A 17,597-nucleotide genomic window follows, 5' to 3' on the forward strand; every position below is an offset into this window, starting at 1 on the left:
CTACCTCAGCCCGATGGAGTTCGAGGCCCGCGCTATGCTAGCTTAACCTGCTGTCCACGAAACCGGCAGCAGCTCATCCTGTCGAACCACCTCATAGCGCATGGTCATCCGGCAACAGCCGATCACCCGGCACGCCCGCCGTTCGCTCATCCCGAGATTTGCCGCCAGATGCGCGACCGCTTGCCGCGTCGCGACGGGCGTCCCCACTTTTTTCCCAAGAGATCCTTCAACCCGGCATTGTCGACCATCGCATCCGCCAGCAGCCGTTTCAGACGGGCATTTTCGTCTTCGAGCCCCATCAGGCGTTTGGCATCGCTGACATCCATCCCGCCAAACTTGGCGTTCCACGTGTAGACGGTCGCATCGCTGACGCCGTGCTTGCGGCACAGATCGGCGACGCAAACGCTTGCCTCATGCTGCTTTAAAATGCAGATGATCTGGTCTTCGGTAAACCTGCTGCCCTTCATCTTTGGACCTTTCGCGTGGGCCAGACTGGTTCAGGGTAGCGTTGAAACAAAGCCATGCATCCCAGGTCGGAAGTCACGCGGCAAGCCAATCAGGCACGACAAGCGCCGTTACAGGATCGAGATTATATTCGGTCGCTTAAAAGACTGGCGCAGGGTCGCCACCCGATACGATAGGTCCCCAAAGGTCTTCCTTTCAGCCATCACCCTCGCCGCAACCGTCATCTTCTGGCCATGACGCGAGAACGAGATGCCGCAACGGGGCCTGCGTCGCGATCCGTTCGTTACCGTTGCAAAATGGAGGGTAATTTGGCGTCATTCCCGTATCGGATCCCTAGGGAGGACTGCGGGATGAGACTGTTTACCGGATTGAATGTGTCGCTGGCAAACACCGCCATTGGCGTGATCCGCGAACAGGGGCAGCACGGGGTTGCGCGCCGCCGTGTCGCAACGCGCGCCATGGTTGCCCTGGCCAGACGCGTCGGGGTGATCCTTCACCGAACGGGGGGTGAGGACACCGCCTTCCGGTCCGGCATCGCAGGCCCCATTCGGCCTGACGACTCGCGTTCCCAACTGTTTCCTGCCGAAACGCAGGCTTTCGCGGTCCCCCCGGGACGCGGTTCCGATGAGGCCGTGGTCAGGATTGCTGCCCGCAACACGAAGCACCCCAGTGAGACGGGCACATCGGCATTGCATGGAACCAGCATCATCTTGGCAACCGTTGCGCTGGCCAACAAGCTCGCCCGAAACGCAGGGAGCGTTCTGCGCAACGGGATCCGATTCAGCGCTCGAAGAGACATGGCCGTGGACACCATCTGACGCTTTCCACGGTCAACAGGGGGGGGCGACATGGAGGTCAGCATGGAAAGGAGAACATACGCCCCCAGAGTCTGACGGTCCTCAGGGTCAGCAAGGACCTTGCCGCCAATGAGACCAAGGCGCGTGCGTAACCCCATCAAGGCCACGGCCCGCGCGCCGATCAACAGGCCGGATACCTATGCGTGATTTCCGAAGTCGTGCCAAAGTCTCAGTTGCGAACAGCAGCCGACAGATACGCCAGGGCCGGGTTTGACCCGAAAAGGCGTACCGGCGCCTTTCAGTCCGACCGCTCCGCAGGGCCCGCCATCACCTGCGCCAGCACCTCCCAGAAGCGCTCATTCATTTGGCTGACGTTGAACCGCATGAACTCCGCCGCCGCCTGCGCCGGGCTGAAGATATTGCCCGGCGCCAGCACCACGTTCTGACGCATCGCCGCCTGCGCGCTCGCTGCCGCATCCCGGCCATCGGGCAGCCTGCACCACAGTTAGAACCCGCCGCGCGGCATCAGCCAGGGTTCGATGCCCAGGTGCGCCAGCCGGGCGGCACAGTCCTTGCGCGCGCGCCAGCCTGCGCCGCACACCCCCGACATGTTTGCGATAGCTGCCGTCGATCAGCGTTGCATGGACGATCGCCGCCGCCACCGGACCGGGCCCCCCGAAATGCGTTGCCACCTGCAGATCGGTCAGCGCCGCGATCATATCGGGCGGTCCCGCGATATAGCCGCACCGGAGCGCGGCCGAGAGCGTCTTGGAAAAGCTGCCGATGCGGATAACCCGCTCCAGCCCGTCCAGGGTGGCCAGCCGTGGCGACAGATCGGGTTCGAGCACCGCGAAAGTGTCATCCTCGACAATGTTCAGGTCATGCGAAGCGGCGCGTGTCAGCAGCCGGTGCGCGGTTTTCGGGCTGATCGTGCCGCCGGTCGGGTTGCGCAGTGCGGAATTGGTGATGTAGAGGCGTGGGGCGTGATCGGCCAGCGCCGCCGTGAAGGCGGGCAGATCCGGCCCGGAGGGCGTGAAGGGAACCGACACGATCCTTTCCTTGTACACCCGGAGCAGCGCCTGGAAATTGAAGAAACAGGGGTCGTCCACCAGCACCGTATCGCCCGGCCGCAGCAGATAGCGACAAATCAGATCAAGGGCTTGCGAGCCTGAACTGGTCAGCAGGATCGTCTCGGGGCGGATCGCCAGCCCCTCATCTGCAAATTGCCGCGCCAGAATCCGGCGCAGGTTCTGCGACCCGAGGCTGCTGCCGTAGTCGGTCAGATCGGCATCCGGTCCCCGCGCCAGTTGCCGCAAGGCCCGCCGCATCTCCGCCTGCGGCATCCAGTCCGGGGGCAGCCAGCCACAGTCGGGTTTCAGCACGTCAGGCTCTGCATCCAGCGACTGGCGCGACACCCAGAAAGGATCCATGTCGCGTGCAGGCGCGGGTCCGGGCCCGCGCAGGTCCAGCGACGGCGAGCTGCCCGCGACATAAAAGCTGGATCCGGCGCGCGAGCGGATCAGACCTTCGGCGACCAGCCGGTCATAAGCCTCGACCACCGTCGAGGGCGACACCCCCATCATCCCGGCAAAGCGCCGGATCGAGGGCAGGCGCTCTCCCGGCACCAGCGCGCGCGGCGAGCTTGCGTCGGATCGCCTCCATGACATCGTTCGTGCGGGGGGATCGGGTCATTGCAGTGAATTGTATCCCTGACTGGAGCCGTACAGTTTGGCGCAATCGTATCGGTCCGTCCCTGTCCGCGCCAGCGCCAGGGCATTATCCCGGCGCAAAAGCGATCAGGTGGCCAATGAAGCGGTTTGGGGCAGGCTGGGGCAGCGGGCTCTTAGGGGTCATCATCTTCAGCGGATCGCTGCCTGCGACGCGGGTGGCGGTGCGGGATTTTCGCCGCTGTTTCTGACCTCAGCGCGGGCGGTGATCCCGGCATTGCTGGGCCTCGACCTCTTGATCGCGCTGCGGCAGGCGCGGCCGGTGCGCCGTGATCTGGCATCGCTGGGCTTTACGGCCGCCGGGGTGGTGATCGGCTTTCCGCTGCTGACGGCGCTGGCGCTGCGGCAGATGACCTCGGCCCATTCCATCGTGTTCATCGGGCTTTTGCCGCTGGCCACGGCGCTTTTCGCCGTGCTGCGCGGCGGCGAGCGGCCCGGTCCGGTCTTTTGGCTGTTTTCCGGCGCGGGCAGTCTGGCGGTCGCGGGCTTTGCCGAGGGCGCGGTATTGTCGCGCCGGCTCGGGGGCTGGCAGGTGATCTCGTGGGCGCTGGTGCTGTGACTGCCGATGATGGCCGCGCTGATGCTGGCAACCTGGCCTGCGGGTTTCGCGGAGATCACGCCGTCGCAATGGCTGAGCCTTGGCTATGTCTCGGTGTTCAGCATGCTGGTGGGGTTTGTCTTCTGGTATCGCGGTCTGGCGCGTGGCGGGATCGCGGGGGTGGGCCAGTTGCAACTGCTGCAGCCCTTCTTCGGGCTGGCGCTGGCGGCACTGCTGCTGGGCGAGCCCGTGGCCTGGTCCATGATCGCGGTGACGGTATTTGTGGTCCTTTGTGTCGCGGGGGCGAAAAGGTTCGCCTCAGGCGGAGAACTCCCCGCGCGGCGGCGCAATACCCTCTTGCCCCGCACCCGAAGGGGGCAACAGTCACGGGGGCACAGTCACGCGGCCTCATCGAGAGATCCGCGGCCGCAGGCTTTGGCAGGGGCAGAACAGGTCTCTTGCAGTCAGAGCGAAGAATTTTACGCGCGGAGCATGGAAGCAAGACAGCTGGGCCGCAAGATGGGCGGGCCGCGCCGCCGCACGTCCGCTTTGAACCCTTCGCCGCCCGGGAAAATCCTGCTAATCTCGGCGGATGACAGCGACCGGACAGTATCTCTTTCGCAAAGTGACTACGGGTGATCTGGCCCTGCTGTCGGGGTGGCGGGCACAGCCGCATGTCCGTGCCTGGTGGGGCGAAGATCAGCCCGATGGTGCAGAGAACCGCGCTGACCCACGCGTTGCCAGATGGATCGTCGAGACGGCGGGCAAACCCTTTGCCTTCATGCAGGATTACACGGTCCATGGTTGGGAGACGCATCATTTCGCCCCTCTTCCGGCGGGGTCACGGGGGATCGACCAATATATCGGCGCGGCTGAGATGATCGGCCTCGGCCACGGCACGGCCTTCATCCGGCAAAGGGTGCGAGATCTGTTCGCGGCCGGTGCGCCCGTCGTTGCGACCGATCCGCATCCTGAGAACGCACGCGCGATTGCCGTCTACCGGAAAATCGGCTTTGAAGTCTTTGGTCCCGCGCAGGAAACCCCGTGGGGACTGATCTTGCCGATGAAGATCGAAGGCTAGATCGACCGGCGGCCTTGCGCCCGAAGGGCTGATGCGGCGCGGCAGAGCAGGGTCGTCCCTGAAACTCTGGCCTTTGGTATGTTTCGCGCTGGCCAGTCCCGCCCGACAGGCGGCGAGGGTCCGCGCACCGGTGCCTCAGGCGGCCATATCGTTGCCGCTATCTGTCGTCCGGCCCCTATGGCTGGTGGGTGGGGACGGGCGGCGGCGCTACGCGACCTTGAAGCGGATATGCGGTTGTCCCGGCACGGCCGAGGCGCTGATCTCGGCCTCAACCCGGAAGACATCGCGCAAAAGCCTCTCGGTCAGCACGGTCTCGGGCGGGCCAAAGGCCACCACGGCGCCGTCTTGCAGCACCACGATCCGGTCGCAGAACATCGCGGCCAGATTAAGGTCGTGCAGGGCGACGATGCTGGTCTGCTCAAGGTCGCGGACCATCCGCAGGATCTCGATCTGGTGGTGGATGTCGAGATGGTTCGTCGGCTCATCCAGAAACATCACGCGGGGGGCCTGCGCCAGCGCGCGGGCAATGTGAACCCGCTGCCGCTCGCCCCCAGACAGGGTCTGCCAGGGCTGGGTCCGGCGGCTGGTCATGTCCACCCGCGCCAAAGCGTCGGCCACCGCGGCCTCATCCTGCGCCGACCAGCCCGCCAGCGCCGAGCGGTGCGGGGTCCGCCCCAGCCGCACCACATCGCGCACCGAGACATTGGTGTCGGTCGCGGCGCTTTGCTGCACAAAGGCCACCTGCCGCGCCAGCACCCGGCGCGGTACATGTGCAATGTTCTGACCGTTGATCTCGACCTGCCCGGATTGCGGTGTCCGCAGCCCCGCCAGCAGCCGCAGGAGTGAGGATTTCCCCGAGCCGTTCGGCCCGATCAGGCCCAGCGTTTCCCCCGGTTCCACCGCCAGCGAGACATCCGAAACGATGGTCCGGCGGCGGACGCCCCAGACCAGATTACGGGCGATGACACTCATATCTGCGGCCTCGAACGGTAGAGGATGATGGCAAAGAAGGGCACGCCGACCAGCGCGGTGACCACACCGATCGGGATGGTCTGCTGCGTCACGATCACGCGTGAGGCGATGTCGGCCAGCACCATGAAGACCGCGCCCGCCGCCGCGCAGGCGGGCAGCAGCCGCAGATGCATCGGCCCGACGATGGCGCGCGCCGCATGGGGTACCACCAGGCCGACAAAGCCGATCGCCCCCACCATGCTGACAATGGTCGCCGTCACCATCGCGGTCACACCGAACAGGATCAGCCGGATCCGGCCCACCGGCACGCCCAGCGCCGCCGCATCTTCATCGCCGAAGGTGAAGGCATCGAGCGAGCGGGCCATCCAGAGACAGACCGCAAACCCCAGCACCACCACGAAAAACAGCAGTTGCGCATCGGGCCAGCGCACGCCGCCGAAGCTGCCGAGCAGCCAGAACATCACATCGCGCGCCTGCTGTGCATTGCCCGAGGTGGTAACGATATAAGAGGTCAGCGCGTTGAAAAGCTGCGAGGCGGCCACCCCGGCCAGAATGGTGTGGTTCGGCCCGCTCGTGGCGCCATTCGACAGGAGGGCCACCAGCGCGAAAGCGGCAAAGGCCCCGGCAAAAGCCCCCATCGAGAGCGAGAGCCCGCCAGCGCCGATGCCCAGCACAATCACGCAGACCGCCCCCGTCGAGGCCCCCGCCGAAACGCCGAGCACAAAGGGTTCGGCCAGTGCGTTGCGCAACAGGGCCTGCAGGATCGCGCCGCAGAGCGCCAGCCCGGCCCCGGCAAGGGCCGCGACCAGGGCGCGGCTCAGCCGCAGGTCCCAGACCACGCTTTGCTGGATCGGCGGAATGTCGGCGTGGGTCAGGCCCAGACTGTTGCTGACCGCCAGAAATACCGTGCGCAGCCCGATGGTGTAATCGCCAATGGCGGTCGCCGATGCGACCGCCATCACCAGAATGACCAGTGCCAGCACGAGAACAAGAACCAGCCTGCGTGTCTGGTCGCGTGTGTCATCCATCGGCGCGATCACGGCAGCTCAAGCGTCCTGAGCTGTGCCGCCACTTCCTCGGCGCCGTAAAGGGTGCGGATGCTCGGGTTCATCGCGGCCCCGCTCATCTCGACGATCCGGCCGGATTTCACCGCCTCCATCTGGCTGACCGTCGGGTCCGAGGTCAGAAAGGCGATCTTGGCCGCCGCCGTGTCCAGATCCCAGCGGTTGCGGTCGACCTGTGCCGCCACAAAGACGGTCGGGTTGGCGGCCATGATGCCCTCCCAGCCGAGCGTTGGCCATTCGGCCTCGGTTTTCACGGCGTTGGTGCCGCCAAGGATGTCGGCGATATAGCCCGAGGGGCCATTGCCGCCGCCCAGATAGGCATCATCCGCCGGCGAGGGGCTGGAGAACCAGAACAGGAAGCTCAGCTTGTCATTCTGGGCGAATTCGGCGCGGAGCTTGGCTTCGCGCGCCTTGAAATCCGCGATCAGCGCGTCGCCCCGGTCCGCCACGTCATAGATGCGCGCCATATCTTCGATCTCTTGGTAGAGCAGATCCATGGTCCAGAGGCTGCCGCGGCTGCCATAGGCATCCTTGCCCGTCTGCGCGGTGGAGCAGGCACTGGGCGAGAGATAGGTGGGGATGCCGAGCTTTTCGAAATCCGCACGCTTGGCGACCTTGCTGTCGGGCCCCATCAGGGTGAGCAACATCGCGGGCACGAAATCGGGCTGTTTCGACAGCACCGCTTCCAGCGTCGGGAATTCGACGGTCAGCACCTCCACCTTGCTGTTGGCGGCCTCCAGCTCCGGCAGAACCTTGTTCGGCCAGAAAGCAGTGGCGGCCATCCGGTCCTCAAGCCCCAGAAGGAACAGGATCTCAGCGCTGTTTTGCCCCAGCGCGACCGTCCGCTCGGGCGCCTTGGTGAAGGTGACCTGTTCACCGCAATTCTCGATGGTGAGGGGGTAGCTCGTCCGCTCCGCCTGCGCGGCGGTGCAAAAAAGTGCCGCGGTGAGGCCGCTCAGCGCCGCAAGGCCAGTGGTGCGCATGTGATCCATCCATTTCCGACAAAAAAAGTCGGTTGCTGGTAGGCGGCGGCAGCGGAAAGATCAAGAGTGTTTTTGTCGGAAAATGCCGCGAGGCTGGCCGTGGCGCGGGTAGTGACTGTGCGGGGGGCGTGGTTTACCGCACGGTAAGGGCTGACGGCTATGCTGCGCCCCGAGGAAGGGGCCCGCGCGATGACAGACACCACCACCTGGGGATGGTATTCACCCAGCCCATGGCCCGGGTTTTCCATCTCTGATCAGGACAATCTCGACGCCAGCGGGAACGGCCTTGCCGTCAATCCGGCAGGCTATGTCGAGTTTGTGATGCGCGACAGCAATGGCGATGGCATCATCTATGACCATGACACGGATGATGTGCAGCCTGCCGATTACGCCGAATATATCCTGGGCCCGACACTGACGCTGCATCCGCAGGAAATCGCGCTGTATACCGGCTCGACCATGGTGATCGGCGGTGTCACCTACACCAACCTCAATATTGAAGTGACACTGTTTGAGGACGGTTCCTGGGGGGCGCGTCTGATGGACAGTTCGATCCCGCCCGGGACGCATCACATGAATGTGGAGCAGGTGACGCTCGGCACCTGGAATGGTGTGGAATATGATGGGGTGTATACCGCGAATGTGGACAATCCCTTTGTCTGCTTTGCGGCGCAAACCCGGATCGCGACCGAGCGCGGATGGCTGCGCGCCGATGCGCTTGCGGTGGGTGACAGGGTCGTGACGCGGGATGATGGGGTGCAGGAGATCCTCTGGACCGGGCGGCGGCAAGTCTTCGCCCGGGGACGGCATGCGCCCTGGATGGTGCGGGCAGGCGCCTTCGGGGCGCATGGCACGCTGATGCTGTCGGCGCAGCACCGGCTGTTTCTGGCTCCGGCAGCGGCGCAGGGCAGGGACAGCGGCTATCTTGCTGCCATCAAACATCTGGGCCAGGCCCGAGACGGCCGGATCGCGCGGCTGACCACGGGACGGTTGCTGACCTATGTGCATTTCCTGCTGCCGCGCCATGCGTTGGTCTGCGCCGAGGGGCTCTGGGCGGAGAGCCTCTATCCCGGACCCGAGGCGCTGGCCGCGCTGAGTGAGGCGGTGCGCGATGATTTGCTGGCCCGCGGCGGCCTTGCGGGGGCGGCGCTGCCCGCGGCCTATGGCCCGATGGCGCGCCGCTGCCTGAACCGGCGCGAGACGGCATCGCTGCTCCGGGGGCAGGGCGCTGAGGCCTGGATCAGACCGGTCGCGGAGGATCTGCCGCGGTGGCGGCAGGTCCCCGGTGGGGATGCTGCGCGCCCCGAGCCGCTGGCCTGTTGAGGGCCTGGCCCGTTGCGGGCCTGATTTGGTGAGGGCCAGACCTGTTGGTGGCCACACCTGTTGGGGACCCGTTGTTTAGCGCCTGACCTGTTGGAGGCAGCGCAGCCGGCTTTGGCCCACGCGCGCCGCACCGCACGGGTAACGCTCCGGTACCGCTGCGCCGCATCCTCCGTCAGGGCGGGCGTGCGGCATTGACAGGGCGCCCCATCGCCCGCTATCCCGGCGTCAAGGTTTCGTGCACCTGCCGCCTGCGGATGAAAATCACGGTGAAGCCCGACACGACGTTCTTCTCTTTCCCAAAGCGCATTTCGCAGCTGGGCAATGCAGGTCCCCATCCCGATCGAAATGCCTCTTTGAGGAATGAGCGATGTCGTCCGGAACCGCATCTGATAACCGTTTTCTGACCGCCCCCATCGGGCGGTTGTTCCTGTCCAATGCCCTGCCCATGATCGTGCTGATGTCGATGGGCGGGCTGCTCAATCTGGCCGATGCCGCGTTTCTGGGGCATTTTGTCGGCCCGCAAGCGCTGGCGGCCGTGAGCATCTGCTTTCCGCTGGTGATGCTCACCCTGGCGCTCTCAACACTGGTCAGCGGCGGCATGGCGAGCCTGTTGGCGCGGCATCTGGGGGCGGGGGAGCGCCGGGCCGCGGGCGTTGTGTTCGCCCGCGCGCATGGGCTGGCCTTGTGCCTTTCCCTTTGTCTCTTCCTGGCTTTTGGGGCCGGGGGAGCCGGAATCCTGCGGCTGATCACCGCGGATGACGGGGAAACCGCGCGGATGGCGCATCAATACATGCTGATCCTGGTGATCGGCACGCCGCTGCAATTCTGGCTGGGGGTGCAGGCGGATGCCCTGCGCACCGAAGGGCGGGCAGGGTTGATGGCCCTGATGTCGGCCGGGGTGACCTTGGCCAATCTGGGGCTGAATTACCTGCTGATTGTCGCGCTGGATCTGGGGGTGGCGGGATCGGCGCTGGGCACGCTGCTGGCGCAGGCTCTGGGCCTTGGGCTGCTGATCGGGCTGCGGCTGCGCGACAGGCGGCTTTTGGCCCTCTCGGTGCTGGCCCCCCGCCACTGGCCGCGCCGCGGGGGTAAGCTTTGGCGCGACGGCTGGCGTCCGATGATCCTGCTGGGGCTGCCGCTCTGCCTGAGCTTCATCGGCATGGCGCTGGTCTCGGCCATGGTGATTGTCACCTTGAAACGAACGCTTCCCGCCGGATACGCCGACGCCATCGCGGCTTACGGCATCGTCACGCGCATTCTCGGCCTGACCTTCATGCCGATCATGGCCATCGCGCTCGCCACCCAGAGCATCGCCGGGCACAACCTTGGCGGGCGTTTGTATCCGCGCTCAGATGCGGCGCTGCGCTGGGCGCTTGTGGCAAGCTTTCTCTATTGCCTCGCCTGTGAGGGGCTGCTTGCCGGGGCCGCTGCCCGCGTCGGCCCCGGTTTTGTTGCCGATCCGGCGGTCGCGGCGCAGGTCGCCCTGATCCTGCGGCATATGCTGTTGCTCTATCTCTTCACCGGGCCGGTGCTGGTGCTCGCCCTCTACTTTCAGGCGATCGGGCAGCCGGGACGCGCGGCGCTGCTCACGCTGACCAAGCCCTTCGTGCTGTCGCCGCTGCTGATCGTGCTCTGCGCCGGGTTTCGCGGGGGCGCTGGTCTCTGGAGTGCGTTTCCGCTGGCCGATGCTGTCATGGTGATCATCGCGGCGCGCCTGATCCTGCGGATCCGGGCAGGGCGGCGGGGGCAGGCGGGGTTCGGCCTGGCGGCAGCGGGGTGACAGACACCCGGTGGCCGTTTGGCGGCGGCAACCGGAAGCTGCCCGAATTGATTCGATTTTGATTGTTCACAATTTCGCACAAAGTCGTGGAATTGCGGATTTTAGCGTCAATTCAGGGACAGAGCCCCGACGCGGCTTTGGCGGCGCCTTGCGGTGAAATCAAGGCAGGCGCCGCCCCTGATTGTTTCCAATTTGACACCGGGACCGGGCAGGGCGATCTGCTGGGCAGCCCGGGCGCATTGCCGCCGCCGCCTTTTGCAAGTGCAGCATTTGCTGGGAATTGTTGAAGCATTCGAGGGCATCGGCCATACTTTTGCGCGGCCGGGGCGCGGGTTCAGCCGGTTTTCCCGCGTCCTGAAAGATGCAGCTGCGGAAACAGTAGCCGTCCAAAAGATGCCAAATTTATGAACATACGCTTAAGGCGGTGGCGACTATCGTCGTTAATCTGCCCTGTTAACGACATTTTTTGCTTTTTCCGCACCGCGTCACAGGGTACATCTTTAACGGCCCGACTGGGGGGCAAAAGTACGGCCATGGGGGTGGCCGGTTGTGAGTGTGGCGCCTTTCGGCGCCGGGTTGTGTAATGTCTGCTGCTGCCGTTGTTTCGAGGGCAAACTGCTTGTCCTCTCAATACGATACATTTGCATAAGTCTTTTGGTGCCTTTCGGCGCCCGATGGCGGCTGACATCTCTGATCCGGCCTTGGTGCCCTCTCGCGATTTTGTCCGGTCTTGTGACCGGGATGAATGGGTCGAGGCGCCGTTTCTACGCGCTGATTATCAACGTGTGGCACGGTGCGCTGCTGCGGATTAAAGAGGTGTAATGATGACGACGTCATATAATGACTGCTCGGATGATAAACTGGACGGGATTGTCGAGGGCACGTCGGGCAGCGATCTGATCAATTACTATTACACCAAGGACCCCGACGGGGACCGGATCGACCACAGTGATGCGATCCTGGCTGGTGAAGCGCCGAATGATGACATCGTTTATGCCGGATATGGCAATGACACCGTCTATGCCGGCGCGGGCAATGACGAAGTCCACGGCGAATCCGGCAATGACGTGCTCTATGGCGAGTCCGGCAATGATTCCCTCGATGGCGGCAGCGGCAATGACAAATTATTCGGCGGCAGCGGCGATGACACGATGCATGGCGGCTCGGGCGCTGACAGCTTCGACGGCGGCACCGGTATGGACTATGTCGATTACCGCGACTCGGGCGCTGGCGTGAACGTCAACCTCGCGACGGGCGTCGGCTCGGGCGGCGATGCGGCGGGTGACACCTATACCGGCACCGATGGCATCTTCGGCTCGGCCTATAACGACACGATGACCGGTTTCGACCAGTCCTCGACCGCCCCCAGCGACACTTTCACCAATGTTTTCTATGGCAATGGCGGCAACGATCTGATGTCGGGCGCTGGCGGCAATGACTACCTTGACGGTGGTGCCGACAATGACACGATCGATGGCGGCGCGGGCGATGACACGATCATTGGCGGCACCGGCAACGACAGCCTGATCGGCGGCGCGGGCAATGATTACATTGATGGCGGCGCGGGCAATGACACGCTGATCGGCGACGGTGACGTGGCGGGCTCGCCCGTGAAGATCACCGTGCTGGCCGGGTCGGACGCGAGCTATCACAACAAGCTTTTCGCCTACACGATCGATCCGGACACCGGCGCGATCACCAATGTGCAGATCCTGACCAACGATGCCTCGTGCAGCGAAGGCAACACCTATACCTACAACGCCGCGCCCGGCGCGACGGTGGGCGTGGGGATCATCACCCCAGAGGGCAAAACCTATTACAGCTCGGGCTATGGTTCGAACGTTGGCTTGAATGGCGACGGCCTGGCGCATACGGCCGGTCTCGGCACCACCGCTTCCGGTGCCGTTGACATTGGCTTTGAAGACATCAAGGGCCTCGGCGACCGCGACTTCAACGATGTTGAGGTCCGGGTGGATCTGGGCACTTCCGGCGCCACCTTCGACAATGCGCATTACGATTATACCTCGACCGCACCCGAGGCAGGGGCTGGCAATGACACGCTGATCGGTGGTGACGGCAATGACGTCATCCTGGGCGGCGGCGGCGACGACAGCATTCTGGGCGGCAACGGCCGGGATTCCGTCGATGGCGGCAGCGGCAACGATTACATCAACACCTCCTCGACGCTGGAGCGGCCGGACCTTGGCTATCCGGGTCTGTTCCCCGGCGACACCAACACCACCGACGACATGGACACCGTCTATGGTGGCGCGGGCAATGACACGATCATCACCGGTGACGACCGCGATTACATCGACGGCGGCGACGGCAATGACAGCATTGATGCGGGCGTGGACGCCGATACCGTCTTTGGCGGCGCGGGCAATGATTACATCGTCGGCGGCGAAGGCTCGGACAGCATCGACGGCGGCGACGGCGACGACACCATCTATGGCGGTCTGGCACCGGGCTATCCGGATGCGCTGAACGTGCCGGATGCCACCGATCTGGTGCCGAACAACGGCCGTGACACGATCAACGGCGGGGCTGGCAATGACCACATCTATGGTCAGGACGACAACGACCTGATCCACGGCGGCGCGGGCAATGATTACATTGACGGCGGCATCGACAATGACACGATCTACGGCGATGCGGGCAATGACACGATCATTGGCGGCGACGGCGTGGACAGCCTGGTCGGCGGCGATGACCGCGATCTGTTCATCGTCGGGTCGCAATCGGCGGGGGCGGGTGATGTCATCGACGGCAGCGAAGGCGGCGACGATTACGACACGCTGGATCTGACCGGTGCCGGGCCGCTGCGCATCGTTTATGATGCGAACAACCCGGAAAATGGTGTGGTCAACTTCTATGACGCGGATCACAACATCACCAACACGCTGACCTTCACCAATATCGAGAACATCGTGCCCTGCTTTACCCCGGGCACGCTGATCGCGACGCCGAAGGGCGAAAAGCTGGTGGAAGAGCTTCGCGTCGGCGACCGGGTGATCACCCGCGACAACGGCATTCAGGAAATCCGCTGGCTGGGCCGCCGGGATCTGACCCGGGCAGAGCTGGAACTGGCGCCGCATCTCAAGCCGATCCTGATCCGCGCGGGTGCGCTGGGCAATGGTCTGCCCGAGCGCGACATGATGGTCTCGCCGAACCACCGCATGCTGGTCGCCAATGACCGCACTTCGCTCTATTTCGAAGAGCATGAGGTTCTGGCGGCGGCCAAGCATCTGGTGGACCACAAGGGCGTGCGCGCCGTCGAAACCCTGGGCACCAGCTATGTGCACATGATGTTCGACAACCACGAGGTTGTGTTGGGCAACGGCGCCTGGACCGAAAGCTTCCAGCCCGGCGACATGACGCTCGGCGGCATGGGCAATGCCCAGCGCAGCGAGATTTTCGAGCTCTTCCCCGAGCTGAAAACCCGCGAAGGCATTGATGGCTACAGCGCGGCCCGCCGCACGCTGAAGCTGCATGAAGCGGCCTTGCTGAAGATCGGCTGAGCCCTGCGGCCCCGCGCCGTTCTGCACGGGGGGAGCTGGCCGGATTTCGGGGTCTGCCCCGGGGTGTATGGCTAGGGGACATGACAAAAGGCCTGAAAAATAAGCCGCCGCACCCGGAAACGGGGGTGGCGGTTCTTCGTTTTGCTCATGTTTACCAATCACTAAGGGTGCTCCGGTAAAGCTTGGAGGCAGGGATTTCCCACTGCCCCGGGCGGAGGTCCGGTTGGGGCAAGATACCGGAACAAAGCGCTGGACCAAATCGGGCAGGCAGGTGTGACAGAACAAGGACGTGGCCGATGACGCTGGGGGACATGCGGATGCAGACGGCGGGGTTGCAGGAGGCCCGTGACCGTTTGGGCGGGGTGTTTGACGCCAGTCCGGCGCCGGTCACCCGGCTGATCGGCGACCTGGACGCTGGCCCGCTGCAGGTCCATTCGGAAGCCGAGGGCGGGGCCGCGCTCTGGCAGGGCGATTGCGCGCTGCTGATGGCCGCGATTCCCTGTTTCACGCCCGGCACCACCCTGGCCAGCCAGCGCGGGATGATCGCGGTGGAAGATCTGCAGCCCGGCGACCAGTTGGTCACCCGCGACAATGGCCTGCAACCGTTGCTCTGGTCCGGACGCCGGAGATTTGATTGGCGGATGCTGGGGATGAACCCGGTATTGCGCCCGATCGAGATTGCGGCCGGGGCACTTGCGCCCGGTCTGCCGTTGCGCAAAGTGCTGGTCTCGCCGAACCACCGCCTGCTGACGCGTGCGCCCGAGGCGGGCCATGACGAAGGCGGCGAGCGGCTGATCGAGGCCCGGGCGATGGTGGGCCAGCCCGGCATCACCCGCGCGGCGGTGCCGGAGGTCAGCTATGTGCAATTGTTGTTCGCGCGGCACGAACTCTTGCTGGGCGAAGGCATCTGGAGCGAGAGTTTCCAACCCGATGCGCTTCGGTTGCTGGCACTGGGCGAAGAGGGCCTGGCCGATTTTCTCGCGCATAATCCTGAATTTATGCCGGATGAGGCGGGATGTGCCGCTCCGGCCTATGCCAGCGCGCGGCCGCATATGAACCCGATCGCCGAATGGGATCAGGACCGCCGTGAAGACGGCGATGATCTGGGCCAGGCCTCGGTCGCCTGAGCCGGCTGTGCGCGCGCCGGGGCGCTGTCCCGCAGCGCTGGCGCAGGCAGCACCCGCCACAAAAGCTGCCGTCACCGGCAGGATGACCCCTCGGCGCGACTTTAACCTGTCATTAACCAGCCATGAATCTGCCCCGATTGCCGGGCATCTCAGACGGTGGGACATGCCCCGCCCCGAGGAGATTCGACTTGGCCACCTACAATGGTAACAATTCCAGCAACGTCATCTACGGCACCAACGGCGCCGACACCGCCTATGGCAATGGCGGCAATGACACGATCTACGGCTTTGGCGGCGACGATTACATCGAGGGCAATGCCGGGCGCGACAGTCTGCTCGGCGGCGATGGCAATGACACGCTGGATGGCGGCGCGGACAATGACAACCTTCAGGGCAATGCGGGCAACGACAGCCTGATCGGCGGCACCGGCAATGACACGCTCTCGGGCGGGGCGGATGATGACACGCTCTCGGGGGGCGATGGCACCGATCTGCTGAACGGCGATGACGGCAATGACCTGTTGATGGGCGATGCCGGGTCCGACACGCTGAACGGCGGCACCGGCAACGACACGCTGGATGGCGGTGCCGACAATGACTCGCTCTCGGGCAATGACGGGGATGACTATCTGACGGGCGGTGCCGGGGCGGATACGCTGATCGGCGGCACCGGGAATGACACGCTGGATGGCGGCACCGAGAATGACAACCTGCAGGGCAATGACGGCAATGACAGTCTGATCGGCGGCGCGGGCAATGACACACTCTCCGGCGGGACGGGCGATGACACGCTCGACGGGGGCGACGGCGCCGACAGCCTGAGCGGCGATGACGGCAATGATCTGCTGAACGGCGGGGCGGGGAATGACACGCTGAACGGTGGCGTGGGCAATGACACGCTGATCGGCGGTGCGGGGGCCGACTACCTGAACGGCGGCACCGGCATGGATTTTGCCGATTATTCTGCCTCGGGCGCCGGGGTGAATGTCAATCTGAACACGGGCGCCGGGTCGGGGGGCGATGCGGCGGGCGACACGCTGACCGGCGTCGATGGGGTCTATGGCTCGGCCTATAACGACACGCTGATCGGCTTTGACGGCTCCTCCACCTCGGCTTCGGACACCTACACAAACATCTTCTACGGCGGCGCGGGCGATGATTACATCGACGGCGCGGGCGGTGATGACAGCCTCTATGGCGGCGAGGGCAATGACACGATCTATGGCGGATCGGGCAATGACTATATCGATGGCGGCGCGGGCGCGGACCTGATCGAGGGCGGTGCCGGGTCGGACACGATCACCCTGCGCGAGGGGGAAAGCGGCGGTGATACGATCGTCGGGGCCGAGGATGCGGGCGATACCGATGTCGATGTGCTCAACATCATCGGCCGGGCCAAGGTTGTCAGCACCGCCGGAGACCCCGAGAACGGCTATATCCGCTGGGCCAATGGTGACATCACCTATTTCACCAATATCGAGCGGGTGAATGTCGTGCCCTGTTTCACGCCCGGGGCGCTGATCGAGACCATCGACGGCCCGACCCCGGTGGAGGAGCTGCAGATCGGTCAGCGGGTGCTGACGCGTGACAATGGCTATCAGCCGGTGCGCTGGGTCGGGCAGCGCGATCTCACGGCGGCGGACCTCGCGGCGGCACCCGAGCTGTTGCCGGTGCGGATTGCCGCGGGCGCGATGGGGCGCGGGTTGCCAACGCGCGATCTGATCGTCTCGCCGCAGCACCGGATGTTGGTGACGCGGCGGCGGTCTGAATTGCTGTTCGGCGAGCCGGAGGTTCTGGCCGCGGCGGTGCATCTGATCGGCCAGCCGGGCGTGACACGGCATAGGGTGCAGCAGGTCAGCTATCTGCATGTGCTCTTTGATCAGCATGAGATCATTCTGGCCGAAGGCGCCTGGACCGAGAGCTTTCACCCCGGTGAGTTGGTTCTGAGCGGCATGGACAGCGCGCAGCGGGCGGAGTTGCTCACGCTCTTCCCGCGCCTGGCCGAGGTTCTGGCGGGGCGTCAACGCTATGATGCCGCCCGCCTTAGCCTCAAGCGTCACGAGGTTGCGGTGCTGATGGCGGCCTGATCCCTGTGCCGCTGTTGCTCCCGTTGTTGCTCCCGCCGTCGTGACCCCGGCTGCTGTTGCCGCCGCCGAGATTGCCCGCACCGAGATTGCATCTTCAAGATTGCCCTTAGCGTCATTGCCGTCACCGTCGGT

13 protein-coding genes and 2 pseudogenes are annotated in these 17,597 nt (G+C 64.7%); 10 read left to right on the top strand and 5 right to left on the bottom strand.

The window, feature by feature from the left end:
* Positions 1 to 72: 72 nt before the first annotated feature.
* Positions 73 to 467: pseudogene (locus ACEN2S_RS18670) on the bottom strand (transposase); the annotation flags it as partial.
* A gap of 49 nt (positions 468 to 516) precedes the next feature.
* Between ACEN2S_RS18670 and ACEN2S_RS18675 the strand changes: the two are divergent.
* Together ACEN2S_RS18675 and ACEN2S_RS18680 are read left to right on the top strand one after the other, a co-directional pair.
* Positions 517 to 702: pseudogene (locus ACEN2S_RS18675) on the top strand (transposase); the annotation flags it as partial.
* A gap of 113 nt (positions 703 to 815) precedes the next feature.
* Positions 816 to 1,283, top strand: coding sequence for a hypothetical protein (locus tag ACEN2S_RS18680; RefSeq protein WP_441868988.1), 468 nt, complete (start codon positions 816 to 818; stop codon positions 1,281 to 1,283).
* Positions 1,284 to 1,618: 335 nt separating this feature from the next.
* Here ACEN2S_RS18680 and ACEN2S_RS18685 read toward each other — a convergent pair whose 3' ends face one another.
* Positions 1,619 to 2,929, bottom strand: coding sequence for an aminotransferase-like domain-containing protein (locus ACEN2S_RS18685; protein ID WP_441868991.1), 1,311 nt, complete (start codon positions 2,927 to 2,929; stop codon positions 1,619 to 1,621).
* Positions 2,930 to 3,194: 265 nt separating this feature from the next.
* Here ACEN2S_RS18685 and ACEN2S_RS18690 point away from each other — a divergent pair, with 265 nt between their 5' ends.
* From ACEN2S_RS18690 to ACEN2S_RS18700, 3 genes are read left to right on the top strand one after another with little or no spacing between them, the layout of a single operon-like run.
* Positions 3,195 to 3,548 (top strand): EamA family transporter, encoded by a 354-nt coding sequence (locus ACEN2S_RS18690; RefSeq protein WP_441868994.1) that lies wholly within the window; start codon positions 3,195 to 3,197, stop codon positions 3,546 to 3,548.
* A 21-nt stretch (positions 3,549 to 3,569) separates the two neighbouring features.
* Positions 3,570 to 4,166 (top strand): EamA family transporter, encoded by a 597-nt coding sequence (locus tag ACEN2S_RS18695; RefSeq protein ID WP_441868997.1) that lies wholly within the window; start codon positions 3,570 to 3,572, stop codon positions 4,164 to 4,166.
* Positions 4,153 to 4,608 carry a GNAT family N-acetyltransferase gene (locus ACEN2S_RS18700; RefSeq protein ID WP_441869000.1) on the top strand — a complete coding sequence of 152 codons (456 nt, stop codon included), beginning with the start codon at positions 4,153 to 4,155 and terminating at the stop codon, positions 4,606 to 4,608. Before ACEN2S_RS18695 ends, ACEN2S_RS18700 begins: the two co-directional genes overlap by 14 nt.
* A 207-nt stretch (positions 4,609 to 4,815) precedes the next feature.
* Here ACEN2S_RS18700 and ACEN2S_RS18705 read toward each other — a convergent pair whose 3' ends face one another.
* The 3 genes from ACEN2S_RS18705 to ACEN2S_RS18715 are packed head-to-tail and all read right to left on the bottom strand — an operon-like array spanning position 4,816 to position 7,627.
* Entirely contained in the window at positions 4,816 to 5,580 is a 765-nt protein-coding gene (locus ACEN2S_RS18705; RefSeq protein WP_441869003.1) for an ABC transporter ATP-binding protein, read from the bottom strand.
* A complete protein-coding gene (locus ACEN2S_RS18710) occupies positions 5,577 to 6,608 on the bottom strand; it encodes a FecCD family ABC transporter permease (protein WP_441869006.1) in 1,032 nt (343 codons plus the stop codon). Before ACEN2S_RS18710 ends, ACEN2S_RS18705 begins: the two co-directional genes overlap by 4 nt.
* A gap of 8 nt (positions 6,609 to 6,616) precedes the next feature.
* Complete coding sequence (locus tag ACEN2S_RS18715; protein ID WP_441869009.1) at positions 6,617 to 7,627, bottom strand: ABC transporter substrate-binding protein; 1,011 nt, start codon at positions 7,625 to 7,627, stop codon at positions 6,617 to 6,619.
* A 189-nt stretch (positions 7,628 to 7,816) separates the two neighbouring features.
* Between ACEN2S_RS18715 and ACEN2S_RS18720 the strand changes: the two genes are divergently transcribed.
* The 5 genes from ACEN2S_RS18720 (at position 7,817) to ACEN2S_RS18740 (ending at position 17,465) form a co-directional block, all read left to right on the top strand.
* Positions 7,817 to 8,950 carry a Hint domain-containing protein gene (locus ACEN2S_RS18720; protein WP_441869012.1) on the top strand — a complete coding sequence of 378 codons (1,134 nt, stop codon included), beginning with the start codon at positions 7,817 to 7,819 and terminating at the stop codon, positions 8,948 to 8,950.
* A gap of 367 nt (positions 8,951 to 9,317) precedes the next feature.
* Entirely contained in the window at positions 9,318 to 10,730 is a 1,413-nt protein-coding gene (locus ACEN2S_RS18725; RefSeq protein WP_441869015.1) for an MATE family efflux transporter, read from the top strand.
* A gap of 821 nt (positions 10,731 to 11,551) precedes the next feature.
* Positions 11,552 to 14,251, top strand: a complete 2,700-nt coding sequence (locus tag ACEN2S_RS18730; RefSeq protein WP_441869018.1) for a Hint domain-containing protein — start codon at positions 11,552 to 11,554, stop codon at positions 14,249 to 14,251.
* 296 nt (positions 14,252 to 14,547) lie between these two features.
* The gene (locus ACEN2S_RS18735) at positions 14,548 to 15,378 is read left to right on the top strand and encodes a Hint domain-containing protein (protein ID WP_441869021.1); all 831 of its coding nucleotides are present in this window, start codon (positions 14,548 to 14,550) and stop codon (positions 15,376 to 15,378) included.
* 188 nt (positions 15,379 to 15,566) lie between these two features.
* Entirely contained in the window at positions 15,567 to 17,465 is a 1,899-nt protein-coding gene (locus tag ACEN2S_RS18740; RefSeq protein WP_441869024.1) for a Hint domain-containing protein, read from the top strand.
* Positions 17,466 to 17,597 lie beyond the last annotated feature (132 nt).

It is taken from the genome of Phaeovulum sp. W22_SRMD_FR3 (assembly GCF_052113705.1).
Classification (GTDB): Bacteria; Pseudomonadota; Alphaproteobacteria; order Rhodobacterales; family Rhodobacteraceae; genus JBGQOG01.